At 43.3% G+C, this 21391-nt stretch carries 22 protein-coding genes and 1 tRNA gene; 5 read left to right on the forward strand and 18 right to left on the reverse strand.

Going from position 1 to position 21391, the window contains the following annotated elements:
* Positions 1 to 4 precede the first annotated feature (4 nt).
* The 15 genes from Q0E03_RS06080 to Q0E03_RS06150 form a co-directional block, all read right to left on the reverse strand.
* The gene (locus tag Q0E03_RS06080; RefSeq protein ID WP_297130427.1) at positions 5 to 652 is read right to left on the reverse strand and encodes a DivIVA domain-containing protein; all 648 of its coding nucleotides are present in this window, start codon (positions 650 to 652) and stop codon (positions 5 to 7) included.
* 26 nt (positions 653 to 678) lie between these two features.
* Positions 679 to 1023, reverse strand: coding sequence for a DUF192 domain-containing protein (locus Q0E03_RS06085; protein WP_294836195.1), 345 nt, complete (start codon positions 1021 to 1023; stop codon positions 679 to 681).
* A gap of 2 nt (positions 1024 to 1025) precedes the next feature.
* Positions 1026 to 1967, reverse strand: coding sequence for a type II secretion system F family protein (locus tag Q0E03_RS06090; RefSeq protein ID WP_297130431.1), 942 nt, complete (start codon positions 1965 to 1967; stop codon positions 1026 to 1028).
* 10 nt (positions 1968 to 1977) lie between these two features.
* Positions 1978 to 2949, reverse strand: a complete 972-nt coding sequence (locus Q0E03_RS06095; protein ID WP_297130434.1) for a type II secretion system F family protein — start codon at positions 2947 to 2949, stop codon at positions 1978 to 1980.
* Entirely contained in the window at positions 2930 to 4288 is a 1359-nt protein-coding gene (locus tag Q0E03_RS06100; protein WP_297130437.1) for a CpaF family protein, read from the reverse strand. Before Q0E03_RS06100 ends, Q0E03_RS06095 begins: the two co-directional genes overlap by 20 nt.
* A gap of 31 nt (positions 4289 to 4319) precedes the next feature.
* Positions 4320 to 5522 (reverse strand): AAA family ATPase, encoded by a 1203-nt coding sequence (locus Q0E03_RS06105; protein WP_297130440.1) that lies wholly within the window; start codon positions 5520 to 5522, stop codon positions 4320 to 4322.
* Between the two features lie 38 nt (positions 5523 to 5560).
* Positions 5561 to 6265: a Flp pilus assembly protein CpaB gene (gene cpaB / locus Q0E03_RS06110; RefSeq protein WP_297130443.1), complete on the reverse strand. Its 705-nt coding sequence runs from the start codon at positions 6263 to 6265 to the stop codon at positions 5561 to 5563.
* A gap of 112 nt (positions 6266 to 6377) precedes the next feature.
* A complete protein-coding gene (locus Q0E03_RS06115; protein ID WP_297130446.1) occupies positions 6378 to 7055 on the reverse strand; it encodes a TadE family protein in 678 nt (225 codons plus the stop codon).
* A 115-nt stretch (positions 7056 to 7170) separates the two neighbouring features.
* Positions 7171 to 7347, reverse strand: coding sequence for a Flp family type IVb pilin (locus Q0E03_RS06120; protein ID WP_297130448.1), 177 nt, complete (start codon positions 7345 to 7347; stop codon positions 7171 to 7173).
* Positions 7348 to 7390: 43 nt separating this feature from the next.
* On the reverse strand, positions 7391 to 8080 hold the full coding sequence (locus Q0E03_RS06125; RefSeq protein WP_297130451.1) for a prepilin peptidase: 690 nt from the start codon (positions 8078 to 8080) through the stop codon (positions 7391 to 7393).
* Between the two features lie 166 nt (positions 8081 to 8246).
* Positions 8247 to 9398, reverse strand: coding sequence for a class I SAM-dependent methyltransferase (locus Q0E03_RS06130; RefSeq protein ID WP_297130455.1), 1152 nt, complete (start codon positions 9396 to 9398; stop codon positions 8247 to 8249).
* A gap of 237 nt (positions 9399 to 9635) precedes the next feature.
* On the reverse strand, positions 9636 to 11420 hold the full coding sequence (locus Q0E03_RS06135) for an L-fucose isomerase (protein ID WP_297130465.1): 1785 nt from the start codon (positions 11418 to 11420) through the stop codon (positions 9636 to 9638).
* A 22-nt stretch (positions 11421 to 11442) separates the two neighbouring features.
* Positions 11443 to 12852: a rhamnulokinase family protein gene (locus Q0E03_RS06140; RefSeq protein WP_297130468.1), complete on the reverse strand. Its 1410-nt coding sequence runs from the start codon at positions 12850 to 12852 to the stop codon at positions 11443 to 11445.
* Positions 12849 to 13289 (reverse strand): RbsD/FucU family protein, encoded by a 441-nt coding sequence (locus Q0E03_RS06145; RefSeq protein ID WP_078768696.1) that lies wholly within the window; start codon positions 13287 to 13289, stop codon positions 12849 to 12851. Before Q0E03_RS06145 ends, Q0E03_RS06140 begins: the two co-directional genes overlap by 4 nt.
* A gap of 2 nt (positions 13290 to 13291) precedes the next feature.
* Entirely contained in the window at positions 13292 to 14002 is a 711-nt protein-coding gene (locus Q0E03_RS06150) for a class II aldolase/adducin family protein (RefSeq protein WP_294836173.1), read from the reverse strand.
* A gap of 115 nt (positions 14003 to 14117) precedes the next feature.
* Between Q0E03_RS06150 and Q0E03_RS06155 the strand changes: the two genes are divergently transcribed.
* Both Q0E03_RS06155 and Q0E03_RS06160 read left to right on the forward strand, forming a co-directional pair.
* Positions 14118 to 14966, forward strand: coding sequence for an AraC family transcriptional regulator (locus Q0E03_RS06155; RefSeq protein ID WP_297130472.1), 849 nt, complete (start codon positions 14118 to 14120; stop codon positions 14964 to 14966).
* 71 nt (positions 14967 to 15037) lie between these two features.
* Positions 15038 to 16108: a hypothetical protein gene (locus tag Q0E03_RS06160; protein WP_297130475.1), complete on the forward strand. Its 1071-nt coding sequence runs from the start codon at positions 15038 to 15040 to the stop codon at positions 16106 to 16108.
* A gap of 50 nt (positions 16109 to 16158) precedes the next feature.
* On the opposite strand, the gene Q0E03_RS06165 is transcribed toward Q0E03_RS06160, so the two are convergent.
* Positions 16159 to 16235: transfer RNA gene (locus Q0E03_RS06165), tRNA-Pro, on the reverse strand.
* Positions 16236 to 16355: 120 nt separating this feature from the next.
* The gene (locus Q0E03_RS06170; RefSeq protein WP_297130477.1) at positions 16356 to 16994 is read right to left on the reverse strand and encodes a TM2 domain-containing protein; all 639 of its coding nucleotides are present in this window, start codon (positions 16992 to 16994) and stop codon (positions 16356 to 16358) included.
* 244 nt (positions 16995 to 17238) lie between these two features.
* On the opposite strand from Q0E03_RS06170, the gene uxaC reads away from it, so the two are divergent.
* The 3 genes from uxaC to Q0E03_RS06185 are packed head-to-tail and all read left to right on the forward strand — an operon-like array spanning position 17239 to position 20459.
* Complete coding sequence (gene uxaC, locus Q0E03_RS06175; protein ID WP_297130480.1) at positions 17239 to 18639, forward strand: glucuronate isomerase; 1401 nt, start codon at positions 17239 to 17241, stop codon at positions 18637 to 18639.
* A gap of 25 nt (positions 18640 to 18664) precedes the next feature.
* A complete protein-coding gene (locus tag Q0E03_RS06180) occupies positions 18665 to 19765 on the forward strand; it encodes a sugar kinase (RefSeq protein WP_367270244.1) in 1101 nt (366 codons plus the stop codon).
* A gap of 37 nt (positions 19766 to 19802) precedes the next feature.
* Positions 19803 to 20459, forward strand: a complete 657-nt coding sequence (locus tag Q0E03_RS06185; protein WP_297130485.1) for a bifunctional 2-keto-4-hydroxyglutarate aldolase/2-keto-3-deoxy-6-phosphogluconate aldolase — start codon at positions 19803 to 19805, stop codon at positions 20457 to 20459.
* An 81-nt stretch (positions 20460 to 20540) separates the two neighbouring features.
* On the opposite strand, the gene Q0E03_RS06190 is transcribed toward Q0E03_RS06185, so the two are convergent.
* A complete protein-coding gene (locus Q0E03_RS06190; protein WP_297130487.1) occupies positions 20541 to 21389 on the reverse strand; it encodes an SDR family oxidoreductase in 849 nt (282 codons plus the stop codon).
* Positions 21390 to 21391: the final 2 nt, after the last annotated feature.

Here is a 21391-nt window from a genome sequence, read left to right on the forward strand (position 1 = left end):
GAAACTATTGAACATCCTCTGCCTTTGAATGTGCAAGCGACAATTCCGTTTGAAGTCTGAATATCAAATCTTCGCACTTGTCGATTGCTTCCTCGTATATTTTTGAAATTTGAATAAAGCGTTCGTCGGTTACATTTGTGTAGTTTTCCTCAGCGCTTGTTCTCAAATTGTTGATTTCCGAACGATTTTTGTCAACCTTCTTTGTAAGATGTGCAACATCTCTCTTGAGGTCCTCGTTTTCCTTGGTGAGCTTTCTGTTTTCATCACCCAAAAGTCTGTGTTTGCTAAACAAAGCGTCGTATTTTTCCTGCAATTCCTTTAGTTGAGAATCGTCAACAACTTTAACCGCCTTAGGAGCTTCGTTGATTTTTTTCATCAATCTTTCTTTTTCTTCAGTTGCAAATTCATTTTTTGCAGTGAGGCTCTTAACCTGCTCCTTGAGTTCATTAACCTCGTATTCAAGCATAGAATTTGTGTTTCTGAGGTCCTTGACCTGATTGTCAAAATTCTCCGAAGCGTTCTTTTGCACATTGATAAGGTTTGAGATATATTCGTCAACCTGTGCGGTGTCATAGCCTCTGAGGGACTTGTCAAATTCCACCTTGTTTGTACCTAAAATTTGGCTTCTGTCTACGATTTCTTTGTTACTCATTGTTCAATTCTCCACTCCGAAATAATTTATTTGAATATCAGAACATCCCCGACATTTATGCCGAGTTGTTCAGCAGTTCCCGCATTCAGTTCAAGGATTTTTTTTGCGTTTTTAACCTTTTTTCTGACCTTATGCGGAGGAACGGCAGGGTCGATAAACAGCACCCTATTGTCCTTGTCAAGTGCGACGGTATCTATGGAAAACCGCATACCGAAAGTGTGAATTTCATCACACGGTGTAAGAAGCAAGCCGTGATTTTCTGCCATATTCTTGCGGTACATCAAGCCCATAAATCTGCGCACAAAATGATTTGCGTTTTCAACTTCTTCTACAAGGAGCTTGTCGCCCTTGTATGCTTTTAACATTTTCATAATTAAAATATTCCGCCCTTAAACTGATCCATTACTTGAATAATAACCGGACCCATAATAATACAAATGATAGCCGGCAAAATCAAAAGAACGGTAGGAATAGTCATCTTTGTCGGAACTTTTGCAGCTTCTTCTCTGATTTTTTCTCTCTTTGCGACACGAAGCTGTTCGGACTGTGCGGCAAGTACATTTGTAATCGGAATACCGAGAGTATTTGCCTGAATAACGGCTGAAACAAAGGTTTTCAACTCATCAACATCTGTTGAATCCGAAAGTGCTTTAAGTGCGTCGTTTCTGCTTTTACCAAGCTGAATTTGCTTGAATACGGTTACAAGTTCATCAATAAGCGGGCCTTCCATACGCTCAGACACCTTGAGAAGCGAGGCGTCAAAGCTAAGACCTGCCTCCATACAAACGCTGAGGAGGTCAAGTGTGTCGGGAAGCTGTGCTCTGATTGCGCCCTGATGGCTTTTGATTTTCTGTTTCAAAATAAAGGTTGGGGCAAGCACCGAAAGCATTGCGCCGACAACAATTACAAGCCAAAAATAGCTTGTTACATCCATCAACAACACGCCGATACCCGTAAAAACAATTGTGCCGACAACTGCAACAGCTGTTTTAAGATAAGTAAAACTACCTGTCGACATATGAAGTCCTGCCTTGCGAAGCTGAAGAGCAAGCTTTTGAGTTTCCTGTCTTTTACGAGCGGATTTTGTCTGCTTGTTGCCCTGGTCGTCAAGGTTTGAAAGCTTTTTAACAAGCGGTTTGATGTTACGGTCATAGAACGAAGTTTCGATGTTTTTGTACTCAGCGGTAACAGCCTCTTTGTCGATAGACTTCATTCTTTTGAGGTTGTTGTCCTCTTCTTTACCCTTTTTGCCGAATATTGCTATGCACAAAACCAAAATAAGTAAAGCATATGTAATTACCAATACAGCTATCATAGCGTTTCTCCTACATCTTTATGTTGATAATCTTCTTTACGGCAAGGAAGCAAAGAACTTCAAGTCCTGCTGCAACGCCCAAGAAAATATGACCCAAAGTTGTTGTAAACAACGGCATAATGAATTCTCTGTTTATTAAGAAAAACAATACACAAAGAACAATAGGCATTGAGCCTACCATAACGGCGGTTGACCTACCTGAAGCGGTCGATGCTTTAAGTTCTTGCTTGAGTTTCATTTTTTCCTTGATGGAATTTGCGATGCCCTCCAAAATTGAAGAAAGGTTACCACCTGTTTGTCTTTGAATAAGCACCGAAGACACCATAAGAGGCAAATAGTCGCTGTTAATTCTCTTATTGAGTCGCTCTAGAGCTTCATCCATTGGCATACCCATTGTCATTTCCTCAAGCACGACAGAAAATTCGCTTGAAATCGGGTCTGGCATATCTCTTGAAATAGCTTCCATTGCCTGAGTGAAGCTCAAGCCTGCACGAAGCGAACTGCAAGAAATCATCAAAGCGTCCGAAAGCTGAACATCAAACTTTTTAACTCTTTGTTTTTGCTTAATTTTTATAAGTACGAACGGGATAAACGCACCTACAACGGTTGCGCCGAGTGCAACAGGTGCAAGGCTCTCCGAAATAAGAAGAATAAACAAAGCCGGCAAAACCGAAATGATTATCCAAATAAGCAAGAATTCCTCGGGACGCATCTTGATGTCGGCACTTTGAAGCTGACCGTAAAGGGCAGAACCGATTTTTACAAAAAAGCCGTTTTGACCATCTTTTTTCTTGCGTCTTTTTTTCTTGCTTTTAACAAGAGCAACCTCTGTGTAGCCCTCCTGCTTTTTCAATTCTTCCATTCTTTTGTCTGCGGCAATCTTTGAAGAGCCTAAGGTATAAGACAAAATGTAGGCAATAACAAAAGCCAAAAGAGCAAATGCTGCGGTAATTAAGATTATACTAATCGTTGAACCAGTCATTGTTAACCACTACTCCGTTTTCTCTTATTTTTTCAACACATTTAGGGATGATGCCTGTCGGCTTAAATGTACCCTTGAACTTACCGTTTGAGTCATATTCACCCTCTGTTTCGTAGGTGAATATATCCTGCATTCTGACAACATCTCCCTCCATACCGACAAGTTCGGAAATAGAGGTTACTTTTCTTGAACCGTCACGCAAACGAGCCTGCTGAACAATGAGGTTGATGGCTGACGAAACCTGGTCTCTGATAGCCTTTGACGGCAATTCGGAACCCGACATCATAACCATTGTTTCTATACGGGAAATTGAGTCCCTCGGTGAGTTGGCGTGAATGGTGGTGAGTGAGCCGTCGTGACCCGTGTTCATTGCCTGGAGCATATCCAAGGTTTCTTCGCTACGAACCTCACCTACGATAATACGGTCAGGTCTCATACGAAGTGAGTTTACAACAAGGTCTCGGATACTGATTCTACCCTTGCCCTCCATATTTGCCGGACGGGCTTCGAGAGTGAGAACATGCTCCTGATGAAGCTGAACTTCGGCTGAGTCCTCAATTGTGATAATTCTTTCATCCGACGGAATATATGACGAAAGTACATTAAGAAGTGTTGTTTTACCCGAACCTGTACCACCCGATACAATTATATTAAGTTTGCCTTTTACCGCTGCTTCCAAAAATTCGAGCATTTTCGGCGAAACCGAACCCCATTTTACAAGGTTTTCGGCTGTGATAGGTGTTTTGCCGAACTTACGAATTGTAAGAATCGGACCTACGAGCGAAAGAGGCGGAATAATTACATTTACACGAGAACCGTCAAGCAAACGGGCGTCACACATCGGGCTTGATTCGTCAACATGTCTGCCTACTTTTGATACTATTCGGTCGATAATTTGCATAAGATGTGCGTCATCCTTGAACTGAATGTCCGTAAGGACAAGCTTACCCTTTGACTCAACATAAACATGGTCGTGACCGTTTACCATAATTTCCGAATATTGGTCGCTGTCGATAAGCGGTTGAATAGGACCGTAGCCCATAATATCGTCAAACAATTCTTTTTTGACAATCTCTCTGTCAACTCTCGCAATATTAAAATCCGGCCGTTCAACATATTCATCAATGAGTTTTTTCATTCCATCATCAGAAATGTCGGCATTGTCAGCACCGAGTTGTTGCTCGATAATCAATGCGTGGATTCTGATTTTAACATCTGCGTATCTGTCCTCAAGAACAGGTTTGATTTTTTCTGCACCGTCAAGAGGATTGCTTGTTTGCGCTGAGGAAATGCCCTCGGAATTGTCGGGTGTCGAAGCGTATCTGTTAAGTAGTCCCATTTATGTATCTTCTTTCATTTGTAATTATAGATTATTTTGAGAAAAGTCCTTTTTTCTTGCCTTTGGCAGATTTTACAAGACCCTCCTTGCCCTCACGCTCCATAATTACCTTGTCGGCAAAAGCATTAAGTTCTTTTGCGAACGGTGATCTCGGTTTGTATGAAACGGCAGGCTGACCGCTATTGAGCGAGTCGTTGATTGTTTTGAGGTCGCTGGAGAAAATAGCGTAAGCCTCCATATTCAAAATATTTTCGTAGTCGCTGATTTTTACATTGTTTTTCTTGGTGTTCTTGTTGATAACAAGTTTAACTTTATCTGCCTGATTGATTTGGTACAAAACATTTTGGCAAAGTTTTGCACGCTTAAGGGACAAAATATTAACATCGTTTACCATAAAAATGGTGTCGCTTGATTCAAGCGCTGTGATGACCGGGTCGGTGAGAATGCAACCGCAGTCAAGGATGATGTATTCATAATTATTTCTTGCAACATCAATGATAGCCTTGACATGACCTGCCTGAACGTACTCGGCAAGTTCGGGTGATGACGGAGAAGCAAGCACCGAAAGACCCGAAGCGTGAGTTACGGAACAGTTTGTGATATTGTCAATTGAAATGCCGAGCGAATCTCTTACAACATCAACGATGGTTTCTGTCGGGTTGAGGTCAAGCGCCATATCAGCGTCGCCAAACTGGAGGTCAAGGTCAACAAGGAGAGTTTTTTTGCCACGGCTTGCAAGATTGACTGCAAGGTTGGTAGAAATTGTTGTTTTGCCGACACCGCCTTTACCGCTGAAAAACGCATAAACATGCGACCTTGTTTTACGCTCAACATTGATTTTTTTGCTGAGCTTTCTTTCGCTGTTAATAACGCCCTCAAGATTTTTTGTAAGGTCCTCAGGCTTGATTTCGAGGCTCATAACCTGACGGACACCGTAGCGAGCAGCCGTGTTTACAAGGTCAACCGTTACATCATCGGTCATTACAACAGGTGAGCAACCGTTTGAGGCAAGTTCCATATCCTCGATAAATGCAAAAAATTCTTCGTCAATATCAGCACTTTCCGCTGCAAAAATTACAACATCCGGTGAATAACCCAAAATTCTTGTTTTGGCTTCGGCATTGAATTCGCTGTAGCCTATGATTTCAAGTTTTTCCGAGTCAATTTTGTTTTTGATATTTACCTTGATGTCGGTTTGCTCGGCGCAAACGACAACGCTTATTATGTCAGACATAAAAGTTTCTCCTTTTGTTTTGTGTTTTCCAAAAAATATTATTTAGCATTCGCAGGTGCTGTTGTCGGAGCATTGTTTCTATGCTTCAAAACAAGCTTGAACGAATTTTCATTTTCGATTTTATAAAGTGCAAGTGCCTGCTTTTCCGTTACCTGAACGGTGAGTGTACTGTACTCGGTAAGGGTTGTGCCCGAAGCGGAAGCGTTCTTGCTGGCAGTAGCCGTTGAAACTCTCATAATAGGAAGATTTTTGTAAGCAACCTTTGATTTTTTGGTTTCTGCATCATACACCAAAACATCAACCTTGTCGCCCTCGTTGATGTAGCCGTCAACACTTGTTACGCTTCCTGCGCTGAAAGAATAAGCAACCTTGCCCTTTGGAAGTTTGAGCGAAAGAGCAACATCCGCACCGTTGAGATCCTCAACTCTTTTGACATTGATCGGTTCGCCTGCATAAAGCGGGTCAACAGTTACCTTGCCGACAAGTTGTTTTTGCTCTGTTGCAACATTTTCTGCATTAACATCGGAAGCAACAACTGTTTTCTTTGTGAACACGCCTGCGTCCTCCGCAAACATTTCCTCGGTGATGCTTGAGTTTTGAGCCAAATCGTTTACAGGAACGATAATCTCAACCGTATCGGCATCCTTGATTGTTGTCTTTTTATCGATTTCGCTTGCAAAGAAATATGTAGCGAAGCCTGCGATTAATGCAAAAATAACTGCGATTAAATAAACTTTTTTCATTTTGTTCTCCTTTTATGAAAGCTTTGTGTTGACAAAACTTTTATTTATTATCTAAGAGAGCAAATATATGCTCTCTAATAAATTATTATATATAAATATTAAGGTCGACAAATCAGTCGCCATCGTTTCCATCTGCACGGAAAGTGAGATTTTCCTCAACCTTATAAACAGATTTGCAAGCAAGGTTGCGAGTCATTCTGCTTTCTCCAGGCTTTGCATCCCAGTTTACAAGTGGGGTAATGGCATGATGAACACCTCTTACAATTACCGTCACATCACCGTTTGAACGGCTTGCCGGGGTGTAGGTTTCAAGCCCTGTTGGCGTATAATTTTTGTCTTCTGAATAAGACACGGTGACCTTAACATTGTCAAACTCCGCCGGAACAGTTCTTTGCACCTGCAACAAAATTCGTCTTTCTTGGTCGGAAATACCCAAATTTTGCATTTGCTGAACCCGCTCGGAAGAAGTGAGATTTCCGTCAAGAACAGACTTGTATGCGTCAAGGGTATAAGTTCTTTGGTATTTTCCGCTTTCCGGATCGCCGTCTACTTTTTCTTCATAAGGCGTGCCGTCATTTTTCAAAGCAACATGAGTGTACTCAACACAGGCAATACGGGCGGCATTTCTTGCGGAATTTTCAACAGAAATCTGATGATAAAAAAGCCATCCAAAATCAAAAGTCATAGCCAATATAAGCATAAATACAGGAAAAACCAGCACAAATTCAAGCATTGATTGACCGTCTTCGGCTTTTCCCCTTTGATAAAGTCGATAATATAATTTTTTCAAGAGATTTCACCTCTTAATACTTATTTACAATAATTTAACATTATGTCCAATTATGAATAGTGGGGCAGGAAATCCTGCCCCAGATTCATTTTAAATTTTTACGAAAACTTTCTTACTAATTAGCAAGTGCATTATCAATATCTTTCATCTTATTGTTAGTAGCGTTTCCAACATCCTTAGACTTATTCTTAACAACAATAAGAATACCGATAAGAACAAGAGCTACAAGAGCAATAATAAGAACATACTCAAGCATGCCCTGACCGTTTTCGTCTTTGATAAACTTCATCATAATAATTTACTCCTTTATATTAATTTATTTATGATTTGAATTATTAAATTTCAATTTGCCCAACCATTTTTTCAATAAACGGGAAGCAAATAGAAATTACTGAACCTAAAGAGATTAGCGGGCCGAGAGGAATCATTGTTTTAATTCCGCCCTTTTTGGTTGCCTTGAGATAAATCAGGCAAGCAATGGCGAGCAATCCCACAAGCACCATTGATTGGAGGAAGCAAGTGAAATAAATACACAAGCCGAGGACGGCACAGTATTTTGTGTCACCGGCTCCAACCGGTACTTTGAGCAGAGTGGTGAATGCACAAGAAGCAAATCCTATGAAGAAACCGAACCCTGCGGTCAGCAGTATAGATACATCCTTTTGAGTGATGCAATAGTATGTAAGGTACACTGCTTGAATTATTATCATAAGCAGAAGCAAAGGATTTGGAATTTTCCTAACCAACGAATCCACAACTGCTATTGATGCGATTGGAATGAGGAGCAACTCGTTTCTTATTGCGAGCGCCGTGTCCGTTGAGGTCAGCATAATTGCCACGGAAGCAACTATTCCGACGACTATCGACATCACCTTGAAAAGCGGTGTGTCAATCGGTGCGGCTTTGACGGGGTCGTCTGTTCGTTTGAGCGTCAGCTTTTTTGAAAGGAAAATTGTGACAACTCCGAGAATTAAGCCCCAGCCTGCTCCGATTAATACCTTAATCAAAATTGAATCTGTAAACATTTAATCTCCTGTGGAACATCTGCTGTTCCTTAATACAAGATTACTACTTTTTACACAAAAATTCAATAAAAAATTCACAATCTCGTAATTTTTGTAGGGTTTTCCTATTTGAAAAAACGGTTTTGTGCAAATTGCACAAAGAAATGAAAATTTAGTTAATTTTTAGTTAATAATTCACGGTGTATTTTTTGATTTCAAACTCGGAATTATTGTACATTGCAAGTTTCCTGTCAAAATCTTCCTGCGCTTTTTGGCTCTTTTTTTCGTTGCAATACTTCAATTTGCGGTCGTCAAGGTCTGCCTCATAGAACATAAATTTGCCACCCTTGGATTCCGCTTTTGCAAACTGATGTATGAGTTTTTCGCCTTTTTTCACATCTGTGAACTCGATTTCGGTCGAATCAAAATACAAAGCAAACTCTGCGTCGGCTCCCGTTACGCCCGCTCCGCTTTTGAAATTCTTTTCCATCACATAATTATATGCTTCAAGCGGAGTGGAGTTGCTTGATTTTTGTGCAAAAGTAACAGAATAGTCTTTTTTTGTCGATATATCCTGCGCCACCATTCGTGCACATTTATCTACTACAGGAGAAATGCCTGCTTCGGCGAGAGCCTGCATCCAACCGAGCCAGCCATACAGAGCCGTATATCTTTCAACGCTGATGACTGCGCCGTCATCGGTCAAATTGTTTGCAATTGCAGTTGCAAGAGGAGAAAAAGCCTGCTGATAAGCGTTTTCTCTTTCGCTTCTTTCGCCGATTACGCTGACCCCGCTTGTCTGCTTTTGCGCAATGTCGAGAAGCCCTCTGAACGAAGTAACGACGCTTGCTTTTTCGTCAAGTTCAAAATCGTAAATATCTGCCGTGACAAATTCAACATTTGAAAGACCGAGTCTTTCGGCAAGTGCTTTTGCATTGTTCACGGCAAGTTCGTTTTTGTCAACGCCGACAACGTGGCAATTCGGATATTGCTGAGCAATAAAACAAGTGACAAGACCGCAATCGCAGCCAACATCAAGCACCGTGCCGTGAAAATACTCTGTGCTGTCGATAATCATATTGCCGAGATGCCTGAAAAGTCCGCTGTCAAACGCTGCCGAAACGCACAAAGAACCGTCAAGCGATTTGTTTTTCAATCTATAAAAATAATCGTTGTCCGAATTCTGCCCCTGTGCTCTTGAATTGAGAGTGTCGGCAAGTTCCTTGACATAGCCCTTGTCGGTTTTCATCATAAGATTTGCCAAAAAGTCGTTTGTGTTTTTGTAATATTTCAGGTCGAGCGCCTGCATATAATTGTCTACTTGCTCGTAAGTTTGCATAACATAACCTCACATATATTAATATTTATATATTACCAATAAGATTATCTCCCTGTCAAGTAGAGATAACAAAAGCCTCCAATCAAATAAGCCTCCCCTTAAATGTAAGGGGAGGTGGATTTTGCGTAGCAAAAGACGGTGGGGTTTTACCTTATTTGCTTAATTCTTTTAACCCCTCAGTCGTGCAGAAGCACGACAGCTCCCCTTTATAACATTAAAAGGGGAGCCTTATTTGGTTTATTTATAGAGAGCACCGTATGTTTTGCAAGCTTCGTAATCTGCCGCCTGAACATCATCTGTGCCGAATGCTGCCCAACACTGCGGACGGAAAATTCTATCGTCCGAAACATTGTGCATATTTACAGGAATTCGGAGCATTGAAGCAAGGGTGATAAGCTTGTCGCCTACGTGACCGTAGATTGTTACGCCGTGGTTAGCGCCCCAATTTGCCATAACGCTGTAAACATCCTTGAATGCGCCCTTGCCTGTGAGGGTCGGAGCAAACCAAGTTGTCGGCCAAGTCTTGTCTGTACGTTGGTCGATAGTGTTGTGGATTTGGTCAGGGAGGTCAACCGTGTAGCCCTCAGCAAGCTGAAGAACAGGACCGATTCCGTCAACAATGTTGATACGGAGCATTGTTACAGGCATTTCTGCCTTGCAACGGAAGTGAGATGAAAATCCGCCGCCACGGAAATATTCGTAGTTTGCTCTGCACCAATCTGTTGCATCGATGCAAGCCTTGATGTCGTCCTCTGTCATCTTCCAGAACGGTTTCATACAGCCTTCGCCGTTTTCGTTCTTTGAAGCACCGCAGCCGTCAAGCGCAGTTGCACCTGAATTGATGAGGTGAATGAAGCCGTCTTTTGCAACACCGTCAGGACGCATACCTGTCACTCTTTCGCAAGCATCGGGACTCCAATAAGTACGAACATCGTGGAAGCAAGGAGCTGTGTCCGAAACAAGAGTGCCGAGAATCATTGAAGCGCCGTTGAGTGTATCGTTTTCTGTTGCGAAAGGAGTCGGCATCTTCTTGCCGTTCCAATCGAATGTTGAAGCCATAATAGCCTCGGTGAAGTCTGCGTTAGGAAGCCAGTCTGTCCAGTTTCTCTGACCCTGGAAACCGCCTGCAACAGCGTTTTTGCCGAGTGCTTCCTCGTGCCAGCCCATTTCGTCAAGCTTCTTGTTGCCGAAAAGAATGTCACGAACGATAAGTGTCATCTTTGTGATGAACTCCCAATCCTTGTCAGGAGAAACAACCTTTGATTTTCTGATAATTTCAGGGAAGTCCTTGCCTGCGTTTACATCAAAACCTTCCTTGCAGTTAGCCTTTACCCAAGCGATAGCCTTGTCGTATTCATCGTGATCGTAGATTTCAAGAGTTATTCTGCGCACGATTTCTGTCATATCAACCCATTCAGGACGGATGCCGAGATACTTCTGGAAGAAATCAGCATCACAATATGAGCCTGCGATACCCATTGCGATACCGCCGAGGTTTACATATGACTTGTTCTTCATCCAGCCAACAGATACGGCACACTTTGCAAAACGCAAAATCTTTTCCGCAACATCGGCAGGGATTGACTTGTCGTCCATATCCTGAACATCGTGGCCATAGATTGAGAATGCAGGCATACCCTTTTGTGCATAAGCAGCCATAACAGCGGCAAGATAAACCGCACCCGGTCTTTCTGTACCGTTGAAGCCCCAAACAGCCTTGATTGTTTTTGGATTGTTGTCATATGTTTCCATACCGTAGCACCAGCAAGGAGTTACGGAAAGAGTTGCAACAACATTTTCTGTTGAGAACTGTTCCTCGCAAGCAGTAGCTTCTGCACCGCCGCCGATAGTTGTGTTTGAAACAACGCATTGAACAGGTGTGCCGTCAGGATAACAAAGATTTTCTTCAATGAGTTTTGCGGCAGAAGTTGCCATACCCATTGTTTGCTCCTCAAGGCTTTCACGCACGCCGCCCCATCTGCCGTCAATTACAGGACGGATACCGATTTTAGGATAATTCATAAAAACTTACTCCTTTACAAATTTATTTTATAGCGTTTAAAAATTTTTCGTAAGCCTCCTCAAAACTTTGAGGATTAACAGGCTTGTACTCTTTTAGATTTTCCTGTGATTTGATAATTGCTCTGCCGGCATTGACATCTTCAATATCTCCGAGTGCGATGAGCTGGAGAATGATATTGCCGAGAGCGGTCGCCTCTGTCGGACCTGCAACAACAGGCAAGTTGAGGCTGTCGGCTGTCATCTGACAAAGGAAGCTGTCCTTTGTGCCGCCGCCGAGGAGATGAAGCACATCAAAGCGTTTGCCCGTGTTTTCTTCAATCTGCTTGATTGCAAAACGGTACTTCATTGCAAGGCTCTCGTAGATACATCTAACCAACGCACCGTCCGATTGAGGCTCGCCCTGACCCGTCTTTTTGCAATAATCACGGATTTTTTTAGGCATATCCTTTGGAGAAGCAAAGATGTCCTCGTCAGGGTCAATGAAAAATTCAAACGGTTTTTCATTCCTTGCAAGTTGTTCCATATCATTATAGGAATAGTCCTTGCCCTCTTCTCTGAAATTGCGTCTGATTTCCTGAATCAGCCACAAACCGCTGATATTCTTTAGGTAATTGATTTTGCCGTTTGCACCGAGTTCGTTTGAAAGTTCATCCTCCATACTTTTTTCGGTAAGAATCGGCTCGTCACATTCACAGCCGATGAGCGACCAAGTTCCGCAAGAGAGGAACGCCGCTTCTTCGCCGTCAACGCTCGGCATTGCACAAACAGCGCATTGTGTGTCGTGGCCTGCAACCTTGATGACCTTTATGCCGTTGTATTCTCCTGCAACGGTTGCACTTTCAACGATAGGCGGAAGCATATTTTCGCTCTTGCCGGTGAGTGCAAAAACATCCTTTTGCCACTCGGCATTTTTCAAATCAAGCATTTGAGATGTTGAAGCGATAGTTTGCTCCGCCGTTTTTGCTCCGCAAAGTGCATAAGCAAAGAGGTCGGGCATAAACAGGAACATATCGGCGCTGTCGTTTTTCTCTATCAAAAGCTGAAAGAGGGTGTTAATAGGCATAATCTGATTGCCTGTTTTTTCGTACAAATCCGTTTGAGAAATGCTCTCAAATATTTTTTGCGGTGCGTCCTTTGTTCTGCCGTCACGGTAGCAAATCGGCAAATCGGCAATTGCACCGTCAGCGTTTACAAGACCGTAATCAACACCCCAAGTGTCAAAAGCAAGGGAGTCCGCATTGTCGGCAAGCTCTATCGCCTTTTTTACTTCACCGAGCAGATACGGAAAATCCCAGCGGAGATGACCGTCTTTTTCGGTGAGAACATTGTCAAAACGGTGAACCTCGTTGTACTCGATTTTTCCGTTTTTGTATTCGGCAAGGATTGCCCTGCCCGTTGACGCACCAAAGTCGAATGCTAATACTCGGCTCATACTGTTACTACTCCTTTTTTGAGCAAAACATTTGCGTAAATTGCGGTTTCGCCTGTTGCGATAATAAGATAAGCATTCTTTGCTCTTTCATAAAAAGCAAAGCGCTCGGTCATTTCAATATCGTGATGGTCAGGCTCGTATTTGTTTAAAACCTTGTCGTACTCTGCCCAAATTGCAGGAGTCGGGGTGTTGTCGCCCTTAACAACTTCCATAAGTGCAACAGGCTTTTCGGTGTATGTATCAAGCGGAATAAGTGACAAAACAGCGTCCAAAACATCGGTTGTTGAATGTCCGTCCGCACGAACAACAATTGCGTTTTTGCCAACGCTTTCGCAAGGGAAATTACCGTCTGCAATTACAAGCTCGTCACCGTGTCCCATCTCGCAAAGAGCCTTGAGAAGTTCAGGTGAAACAATAGGATTGATACCCTTGAGCATAATCAATCCTCCTTTTTGTGAAGCATTTCGTCATCAGGATTGTATACCTTATAGCCCGGATGACGGCCTGTGATTTTGTAATAACTTCTGAGGTCAATAAGCTTTTGGATGTTTTTGTGGTCAATGTCGTGGCTTCCGCCGAGAATAACGGCATTGATTGTGATTTTTGCCCAAAGTTCAAGGCTTTCCATTCTGTAAAAAGCTGTGATTACATCACTGCCTACTGCAAGAGCGCCGTGATTTTCAAGAAGCATAACATCGTGCTCCTCAAGATAAGGCTCGATAGAATCAGGAACTTCCGTTGTTGACGGAGTGCCGTACGGTGTGAGAGGAACTGCGCCGATTGCAGCAACATCCTCAATCATATTGTACATATCCATTGCCTTGTGAGCCACCGCAAAACCTGTTGCTCCCGGTGGGTGTGCGTGGATTACGCTTGTTACATCGGGTCTTTTGTCGTAGCAACGAAGGTGCATTTTGATTTCGCTTGACGGACGAAGACCCTCTGCTGCTTCAAGAACATTACCCTCTCTGTCAATTCTGATGAGCTTGTCAGGAGTGATGAACGACTTGCTCATACCTGTCGGTGTTGCAAGGATTGTGCCGTCCTCAAGCAATGCACTTACATTGCCGTCATTGGCAGCAACCCAACCGAGTTGCCACATCTTATGGCACACATCACAGATTTGCTCTTTGATTGTTTCGATATCCATAATTAAACTTCCTTTCGGTTTATAATACTATATTTATATTATACTGTTGATTTTTACCGATAACAAGGTGTATAATGATAAGTAGTAGGACAATATTGACATTTTAGGTGAAATTATGCGATACATAGGCTATCAGGAAAATCAGGTGCGTGGCACTTTTGGCTTTCCTATACAATTATATTATGTTGACGCCAATCATCCGCAATACGAAATGCCGTTTCATTGGCATATGGAATGTGAGCTTATTCTTGTGCTTGACGGCAAACTTCAGCTGACAATCAACGGCACGGCATACACCTTGCAAAAAGGACAGAGTGTGTTCATCCCCGGAGAATTCATCCACGGCGGAGTGCCGGAGGGTTGCATATACGAATGTGTTGTTTTTGACATTGAACGATTTTTGGCTCAATCTCCGCAATGCCTTGAAAAATACACCTCGGCGCTTGACAACGGCGATGTTGCGGAAATGATATTTGACGGCAGTTCAAAGTGCGGACAAATCGTTGACGAACTGTTTGTGAATATGGAAAAAGAGGGGTCAAACTACACTTTCACCACAACAGGTTTGCTGTGGCAGTTTATGGGTGAATTGCTTGAGCAAAAAGCGCCGCACAGCACGGATGATTTTGACACGGTTTACCGCAAAAACAAGCAGATAAAACGAGTGCTGACAAAAATCAGGAACGACTATTCAAAGCCATTGACCCTTAACGATTTGGCAAGAGAGGCTCACCTCAATTCGCAATATTTTTGCCGTGCGTTCAAGGAATTGACGGGCAAATCACCGATTGACTACCTCAACTATTACCGCATTGAATGTGCGGCGGAACAATTGCGACTGCCCGATTTGTCGATAACGGAAATTGCGTTGTCGTGCGGTTTCAACGATTTGAGCTACTTCAACCGAATGTTCAAACGCAAAAAAAATATGACGCCGTCACAATACCGAAACAAAATTATGTAGGGGCAAATAAAATTCAAACCATATAAATCGTAGGGGCGAACTGTGTTCGCCTAAAAAAGGAGTGTGTTTTTATGAAAAAATTATTATGTGTACTTATGGCAACGGCAATGATTTTCACCGTCTTTTCAGCCTGTTCAAAACCGACAGAAAACGACAAGCCGACCACCGAAGCACCAACCACCGCCCAATCGGGCTTTGACACCGACACCGAGGGACTTATGACCCCCGATGAGATTATGAATGACGCATCAACCGTTGATTTGGGTCATTATATGGAAGTTGAGGGGCTGAAAAAAGTTGAGGAAAAAGATGACGAATCAGCCACAGGAACAATCAGTTATTACGACAAGAACGGCGAAATTGTATACAAAAAGTATATCGGATACGGCGAAGACACATTCGATTATTACATCAAGTCGAATTCCGACAAAGACTTAACCGTTAAATATATTTTGGAAGACGGCAAAACAATCGGTGTAAACGCCGAGTGCGAGGACTACGCAATCTCTTTCAACAAGCTTGACGGCGGTGCAAAATACGGCGCAAACGACATATACATCACTTCGCAAAAGAAGTATGACAACGATTTTCCGAAAATTGCAGAATACCAATATGACGGCGAAAAGTTCAATCTTGTAGGCAACACATTTTACGGCAAAGACGGTTATTGCAGATATTCGTGCACCGATGGCGACAACGACAAAAAAGTTGAAGATGAACTTATACTTTTTGAAAAAATCGACACCCCGCAGGTCAACAATGATTTGGCAGAAATGGCAAACGACCACAGGGTTTTGAGCGTTGAGTTCATTGAGGGTCAGCACACAATCAAATACACCGAGGATAAAAACGGCAAAAAATCGTGGTTTATCGACGGTGAAATATACTTTGTGTTTAACAGTAAAAAAGGTGCAGAGCAATTTGCAAGCAAATACGGCTTGACTGCAAAGAATTCGGAATACAACGACAGATACTACACCTGTACCCTCACCGCTTCAATTCCGATTGACGAGGACTACACCGACTTTTACAGCTTTTCATCGCAGGATTTCAACGACTACATCTTCGGCAGACTTCACCTTTCAAACAACGGCACAGTCCTCAACATCACCGAAAACGACACAAACCTTGTGTTTTATTAATACGGTTAAAAAAATAAAACCTTAGAAAGCATTTGCTTTCTAAGGTCAAATGGTCGAGGTGACAAGATTCGAACTTGCGACCCCCACGTCCCGAACGTGGTGCTCTACCAAACTGAGCCACACCTCGATATTGATTTGTTACTTGTGTATTATATCACAATCGTCAGAAAATACAATAGTTTTTTCAAAATAATTAGTTCAGCTCCCGATTGAAAATGCAGTCGAGAGCTGAATTTTTGCTTTTTTATTACTTTTGTTCGTTGCTTTGAGCCTTTGCAAGTTCCTCGGCGAAGGTCATAATCTTGTAATTATTGCTGTCCGCCTCGATTTTGTCGGTGAGGATTTGCACGGTTTCAACGAGTGCCCAAACCTCTGCCGCAACCAAACCGAGTCCAAAGAAAAGTGAGCCGATGAGTGCAACGAGAAGCTGTGCTGTGCCCTTGCCGTTGTTTCCGAGATAGAAATTGTGAATTCCGAACGCACCGAGTGTTGCGCCCAAAATGACTGCAACATATTTCTTCTTCGGCTTGTAATCTTCGGGATAATCGGTCATCGGAGCAGGCGCTGACATAACAGGATTGTAATAAGGCGCTTGCTGAGTTGGGTCGTAATAATTCTGCTGCGGCGCACCGAACGGCTGTGAATACTGCTGATTGCCGTCAAATGAATTTTGATATTCGCCATAGTTCATTTCAGGCTGGGTTGGTGGCTGATAATATGTATTTTCCGGCTGTGGTTGCTCTGCTCTTTCAACAGAAGCCTCGACCTCCGGCTGAACCTCGTTTTCAGGCTGTGCCTGTGCTGTTGTTTGAGTGTCTTGTTCAACGGTTGTGCAGGTGCAAATTTCACCCTCAAGCAAATCTCTTCCGCAATTAGGACATTTCATAGTTATATCTCCTTTCAAATAACTTTATTGTCTATGTGTATATATTATGACAAATTATCGACAAAGTCAAATTTATTTAATTAACAAATATTATATTTTTTGTAAACACGGACAAAAACGAACCGAACTATGTAGAAATCACCGCAAAATTTATACAAATTTTATAATAATGTAATTAATAAATATTGAATTGTAAAAGATATAGTTATATAATAAATTTGATTAAACTATCAGGAGAACTGCTATGACAGAATTTATGGGTAAGGACTTTTTGCTTGACACGGATTGTGCAAAAAAGCTGTTCCACGATTTTGCGGAAAATATGCCTATTTGCGACTATCACTGTCATTTGAGTCCAAAAGAAATTTACGAAAACCGTGAGCCGAGCGACATATCTGAGCTTTGGCTGTCGGGCGACCACTACAAGTGGAGAGCGATGCGAAGTGCGGGCATTGACGAAAAATATTGCACAGGTGACGCTTCGGGTGAAGAAAAGTTCATCAAATTCGGCGAAGCTTTGCAATACTGCATCGGCAATCCGCTGTATCATTGGGCACATATTGAGCTTCAACGATACTTCGGAATCGACACTCCGCTGAATGCGAAAACTGCGAAAGACATCTACAAAAGAGCAAACAAGGCAATCAAAAACGGTGATTTTCGTCCGCAGAGCCTTATCACAAACAGCAATGTAAAAGTTGTTTGCACAACGGACGACCCGATTGACAGCCTTGAATATCACAAAAAGCTGAAAAGCGTTGACGGTTTTGACTGCAAGGTTTTGCCGACATTCAGACCCGAAAAAGCGCTGAACATCAACATTGACGGCTTTGCGAATTACATCAAGGAATTGGGCAAGGCGGCAGAAATTGAAATTTCATCATACAAAGATGTGATTGACGCACTTCTTAAAAGATGCGATTATTTCAACGAAGTGGGTTGCAAAGTTTCAGACCATTCGTTTGACTATGTGCCGTTTGACATTGCAACGGATGACGAAATCGAAAAAGTGTTCCGCAACGCTATGAACGGCGAAATTCCGACACAGGCTGACGGCGACAAATACAGAACTGCCGTCCTCCTTGCACTCGGCAAGAAATATCACGAGCTTGACTGGGCAATGGAAATCCACATCGGTGCGCTGCGCAACAATTCCACAAGAATGTTCAATGCAATCGGTGCGGACACAGGATTTGACAGCGTCGGCGACTGCGAAATTGCATACACGCTTTCAAGATTTTTGGACGCACTTGATGTCAGCAACTCGCTTCCGAAAACAATATTGTTCAACCTCAACGACAAGGACAACACCGTGCTTGCAACAATGCTCGGTAACTTCCAAGGCACAGAAGCAGAGGGCAAAATTCAATTTGGACCTGCGTGGTGGTTCCTTGACACAATGGACGGTATGACCGCACAGATGAAGTCGCTCGGCAATCTCGGTGTGCTCGGCAAATTCATCGGTATGGAAACCGATTCACGCTCATTCACCTCATACGGCAGACACGAATATTTCAGACGAATTATGTGCCGTTTGCTCGGCAGATGGGTTGAGGACGGATGGTACGCCTATGACGAGGACATACTAAAGGAAATCGTTTGCGGAATTTCCTACAACAACGCAATAAAATATTTCGGATTTTAATTATACTATCAAAAAAGGATGAATTATTATGGAACTTAAATTAAGACCAAAAGAAGAATGTATGTTTGACGAGGTTTCACTCGGCGAAATTATGCTCAGACTTGACCCGGGCGAAGGCAGAATAAAAACCGCACGCTCATTCAGAGCCTGGGAAGGTGGCGGAGAATACAATGTTGCCCGTGGACTTCGCAGATGCTTCGGTATGAAAACATCTGTTATCACCGCTTTTGCGGAAAACGAAATCGGCTATCTTATGGAAGATTTGATTCTTCAAGGCGGAGTTGACACATCACTCATCAAGTGGGTGCCATATGACGGAATCGGCAGAACCGTGCGAAACGGAATCAACTTCACCGAAAGAGGCTTTGGCATCCGTGGCGCTGTCGGCGCATCCGACAGAGGCAACACAGCCGCTTCTCAGCTCAAGCCTGAGGACATTGACTGGGATTACATCTTCGGCACACTCGGTGTTCGTTGGCTTCACACAGGCGGAATTTATGCCGCACTTTCCGAAACTGCCGCTCAAACAGTTATCACAGCCGTTAAAAAAGCAAAGGAATACGGCACAATCGTTTCTTACGACCTAAACTACCGCCCGTCACTTTGGAAAGGAATCGGCGGTCAGGCAAAGGCACAGGAAGTTAACAAGGAAATTGCAAAATATGTTGATGTTATGATTGGCAACGAGGAGGACTTCACCGCTTCTCTCGGCTTTGAGGTTGAGGGCAACGACGCCGACCTCAAGGAACTCAATATGGACGGCTACTACAAAATGATTGAAACCGTCACAAAGGCTTATCCAAACTTCAAGGTTATTGCAACAACGCTCCGCACGGTAAAAACCGCAACAGTCAACGACTGGAAAGCTATTTGCTGGGCTGACGGCAAAATTTACAATTCTCTTGAGTATCCGGGACTTGAAATTCTTGACCGTGTCGGCGGCGGCGACAGCTTTGCATCGGGTCTTATCTACGGCTTGATGACATATGAGGACGCACAAAAGGCTGTTAACTACGGCGTTGTTCACGGCGCACTTGCAATGACAACTCCGGGCGACACATCAATGGCTTCGCTCAAAGAAGTTGAAGCAAAGGTGAACGGCGCAGGCGCCCGTGTTCAAAGATAATCACAATCAATATATTAAATTATAGGAGAAAATAACTATGTCAAATAAAATTGAAACTCTTGCAAAAATTCAAGAAGTCGGAATTGTTGCAGTTGTTCGTGCAACATCCATTGAACAGGCAGAAAAAATCACAGACGCTTGCATTGCCGGCGGTGTGGCAGCCATTGAGCTTACTTTCACCGTTCCGCACGCAGACAAGCTGATTGAAGCAATGAGAGCAAAGTACAATTCGGGAGAAATCATCATCGGTGCAGGCACGGTTATGGATGCCGCAACAGCAAGAATTGCAATCCTTGCAGGTGCTGAATACATTGTTTCGCCGTACTTTGACCCTGAAACCGTAAAATGCTGCAACAGATACGGAATTCCGTCTATGCCGGGCATCTACACACCGACAGAGGCTGTGCACGCAATGGAATGCGGTGCCGATGTGCTCAAAGTGTTCCCGGGCGACATTGCAGGTCCTCGCTTCATCAAGGACATTCACGGCCCTATTCCAAACGCAGTTATGATGCCGTCGGGCGGTGTTGATGTTGATAATGTCAAGGACTGGATAAAGGCAGGCGCTGTTGCTTGCGGTGCAGGTTCATCGCTTATCGCAGGCGCAAAAACAGGCGATTACGACAAAATCACCGAAACAGGCAAGCTCTTTGTTCAGAGAATCAAAGAAGCAAGAGAAGAAATGAAGAAGTAAAAAACGATAACAAAAACCGTAAGTATCGAAAAATATCGAACTTACGGTTTTATTATTTGCCATAAAATCTTGTTGAAAACTTTATACTCCGCTGTATGCGTTGAAGCCTCCGTCAACAGGAATGTTCACGCCTGTAATGAATCCGCTGTACGCCTCATCGCAAAGGAACAGAAGTGTTCCGTCAAGTTCCTCAGGCTCGCCAAAACGCTCCATAGGAGTTGCGGCAAGGATTTTGCCTGTGCGGGCGGTCGGAGTGCCGTCCTCGTTCCAAAGAAGCGCTGCGTTCTGCTTGGTTGAGAAAAATCCCGGCGCAATGGCATTTACTCTGATTCCCATAGGTGCAAAGTGAACAGCCATCCATTCGGTGAAGTTCTTTACCGCAGCTTTGGCAGCCGAATATGCAGGAATACGGGTGAGCGGTCTAAACGCATTCATTGAAGTTATCATAACAATGCAAGCGTGCTCTTTTTCCACCATATCTCTTGCAAAAACCTGTGTCGGAATAAGAGTGCCAAGGAAGTTGAGATTGAATACAAAAGAAATTCCCTCGGCATCAAGATCAAAAAAGGTCTTTACATTCTCGTCCTTTTGAACAAGGTCGATTTGCTCCAAAGTGTCCTTTGTGGTTGTGCCCTTCGGATTATTACCTCCTGCACCGTTGAGAAGAATGTCGCAAGTGCCGAGTTTTTCGTTTATAGTCTTTCTTGCATTTTGCATCGACTCGCTGTCAAGAACATTGCAACCTACCGCAATGGCTTCTCCGCCGTTTGCAACGATTTCGTCAGCACAAGCCTGTGCAGCCGCCTCGTTCAAATCAAGCACGGCAACCTTGCAGCCCTGCTTTGCAAGAGTTTTTGCAAACTGTCCGCAAAGGACTCCGCCGCCGCCTGTAACAACGGCAACCCTGCCCTTTAAATTTTCATGTGTCATTT

Origin of the sequence: uncultured Eubacterium sp., assembly GCF_934525195.1 — a bacterium.
Lineage (GTDB): Bacteria > Bacillota > Clostridia > Oscillospirales > Acutalibacteraceae > Eubacterium_R.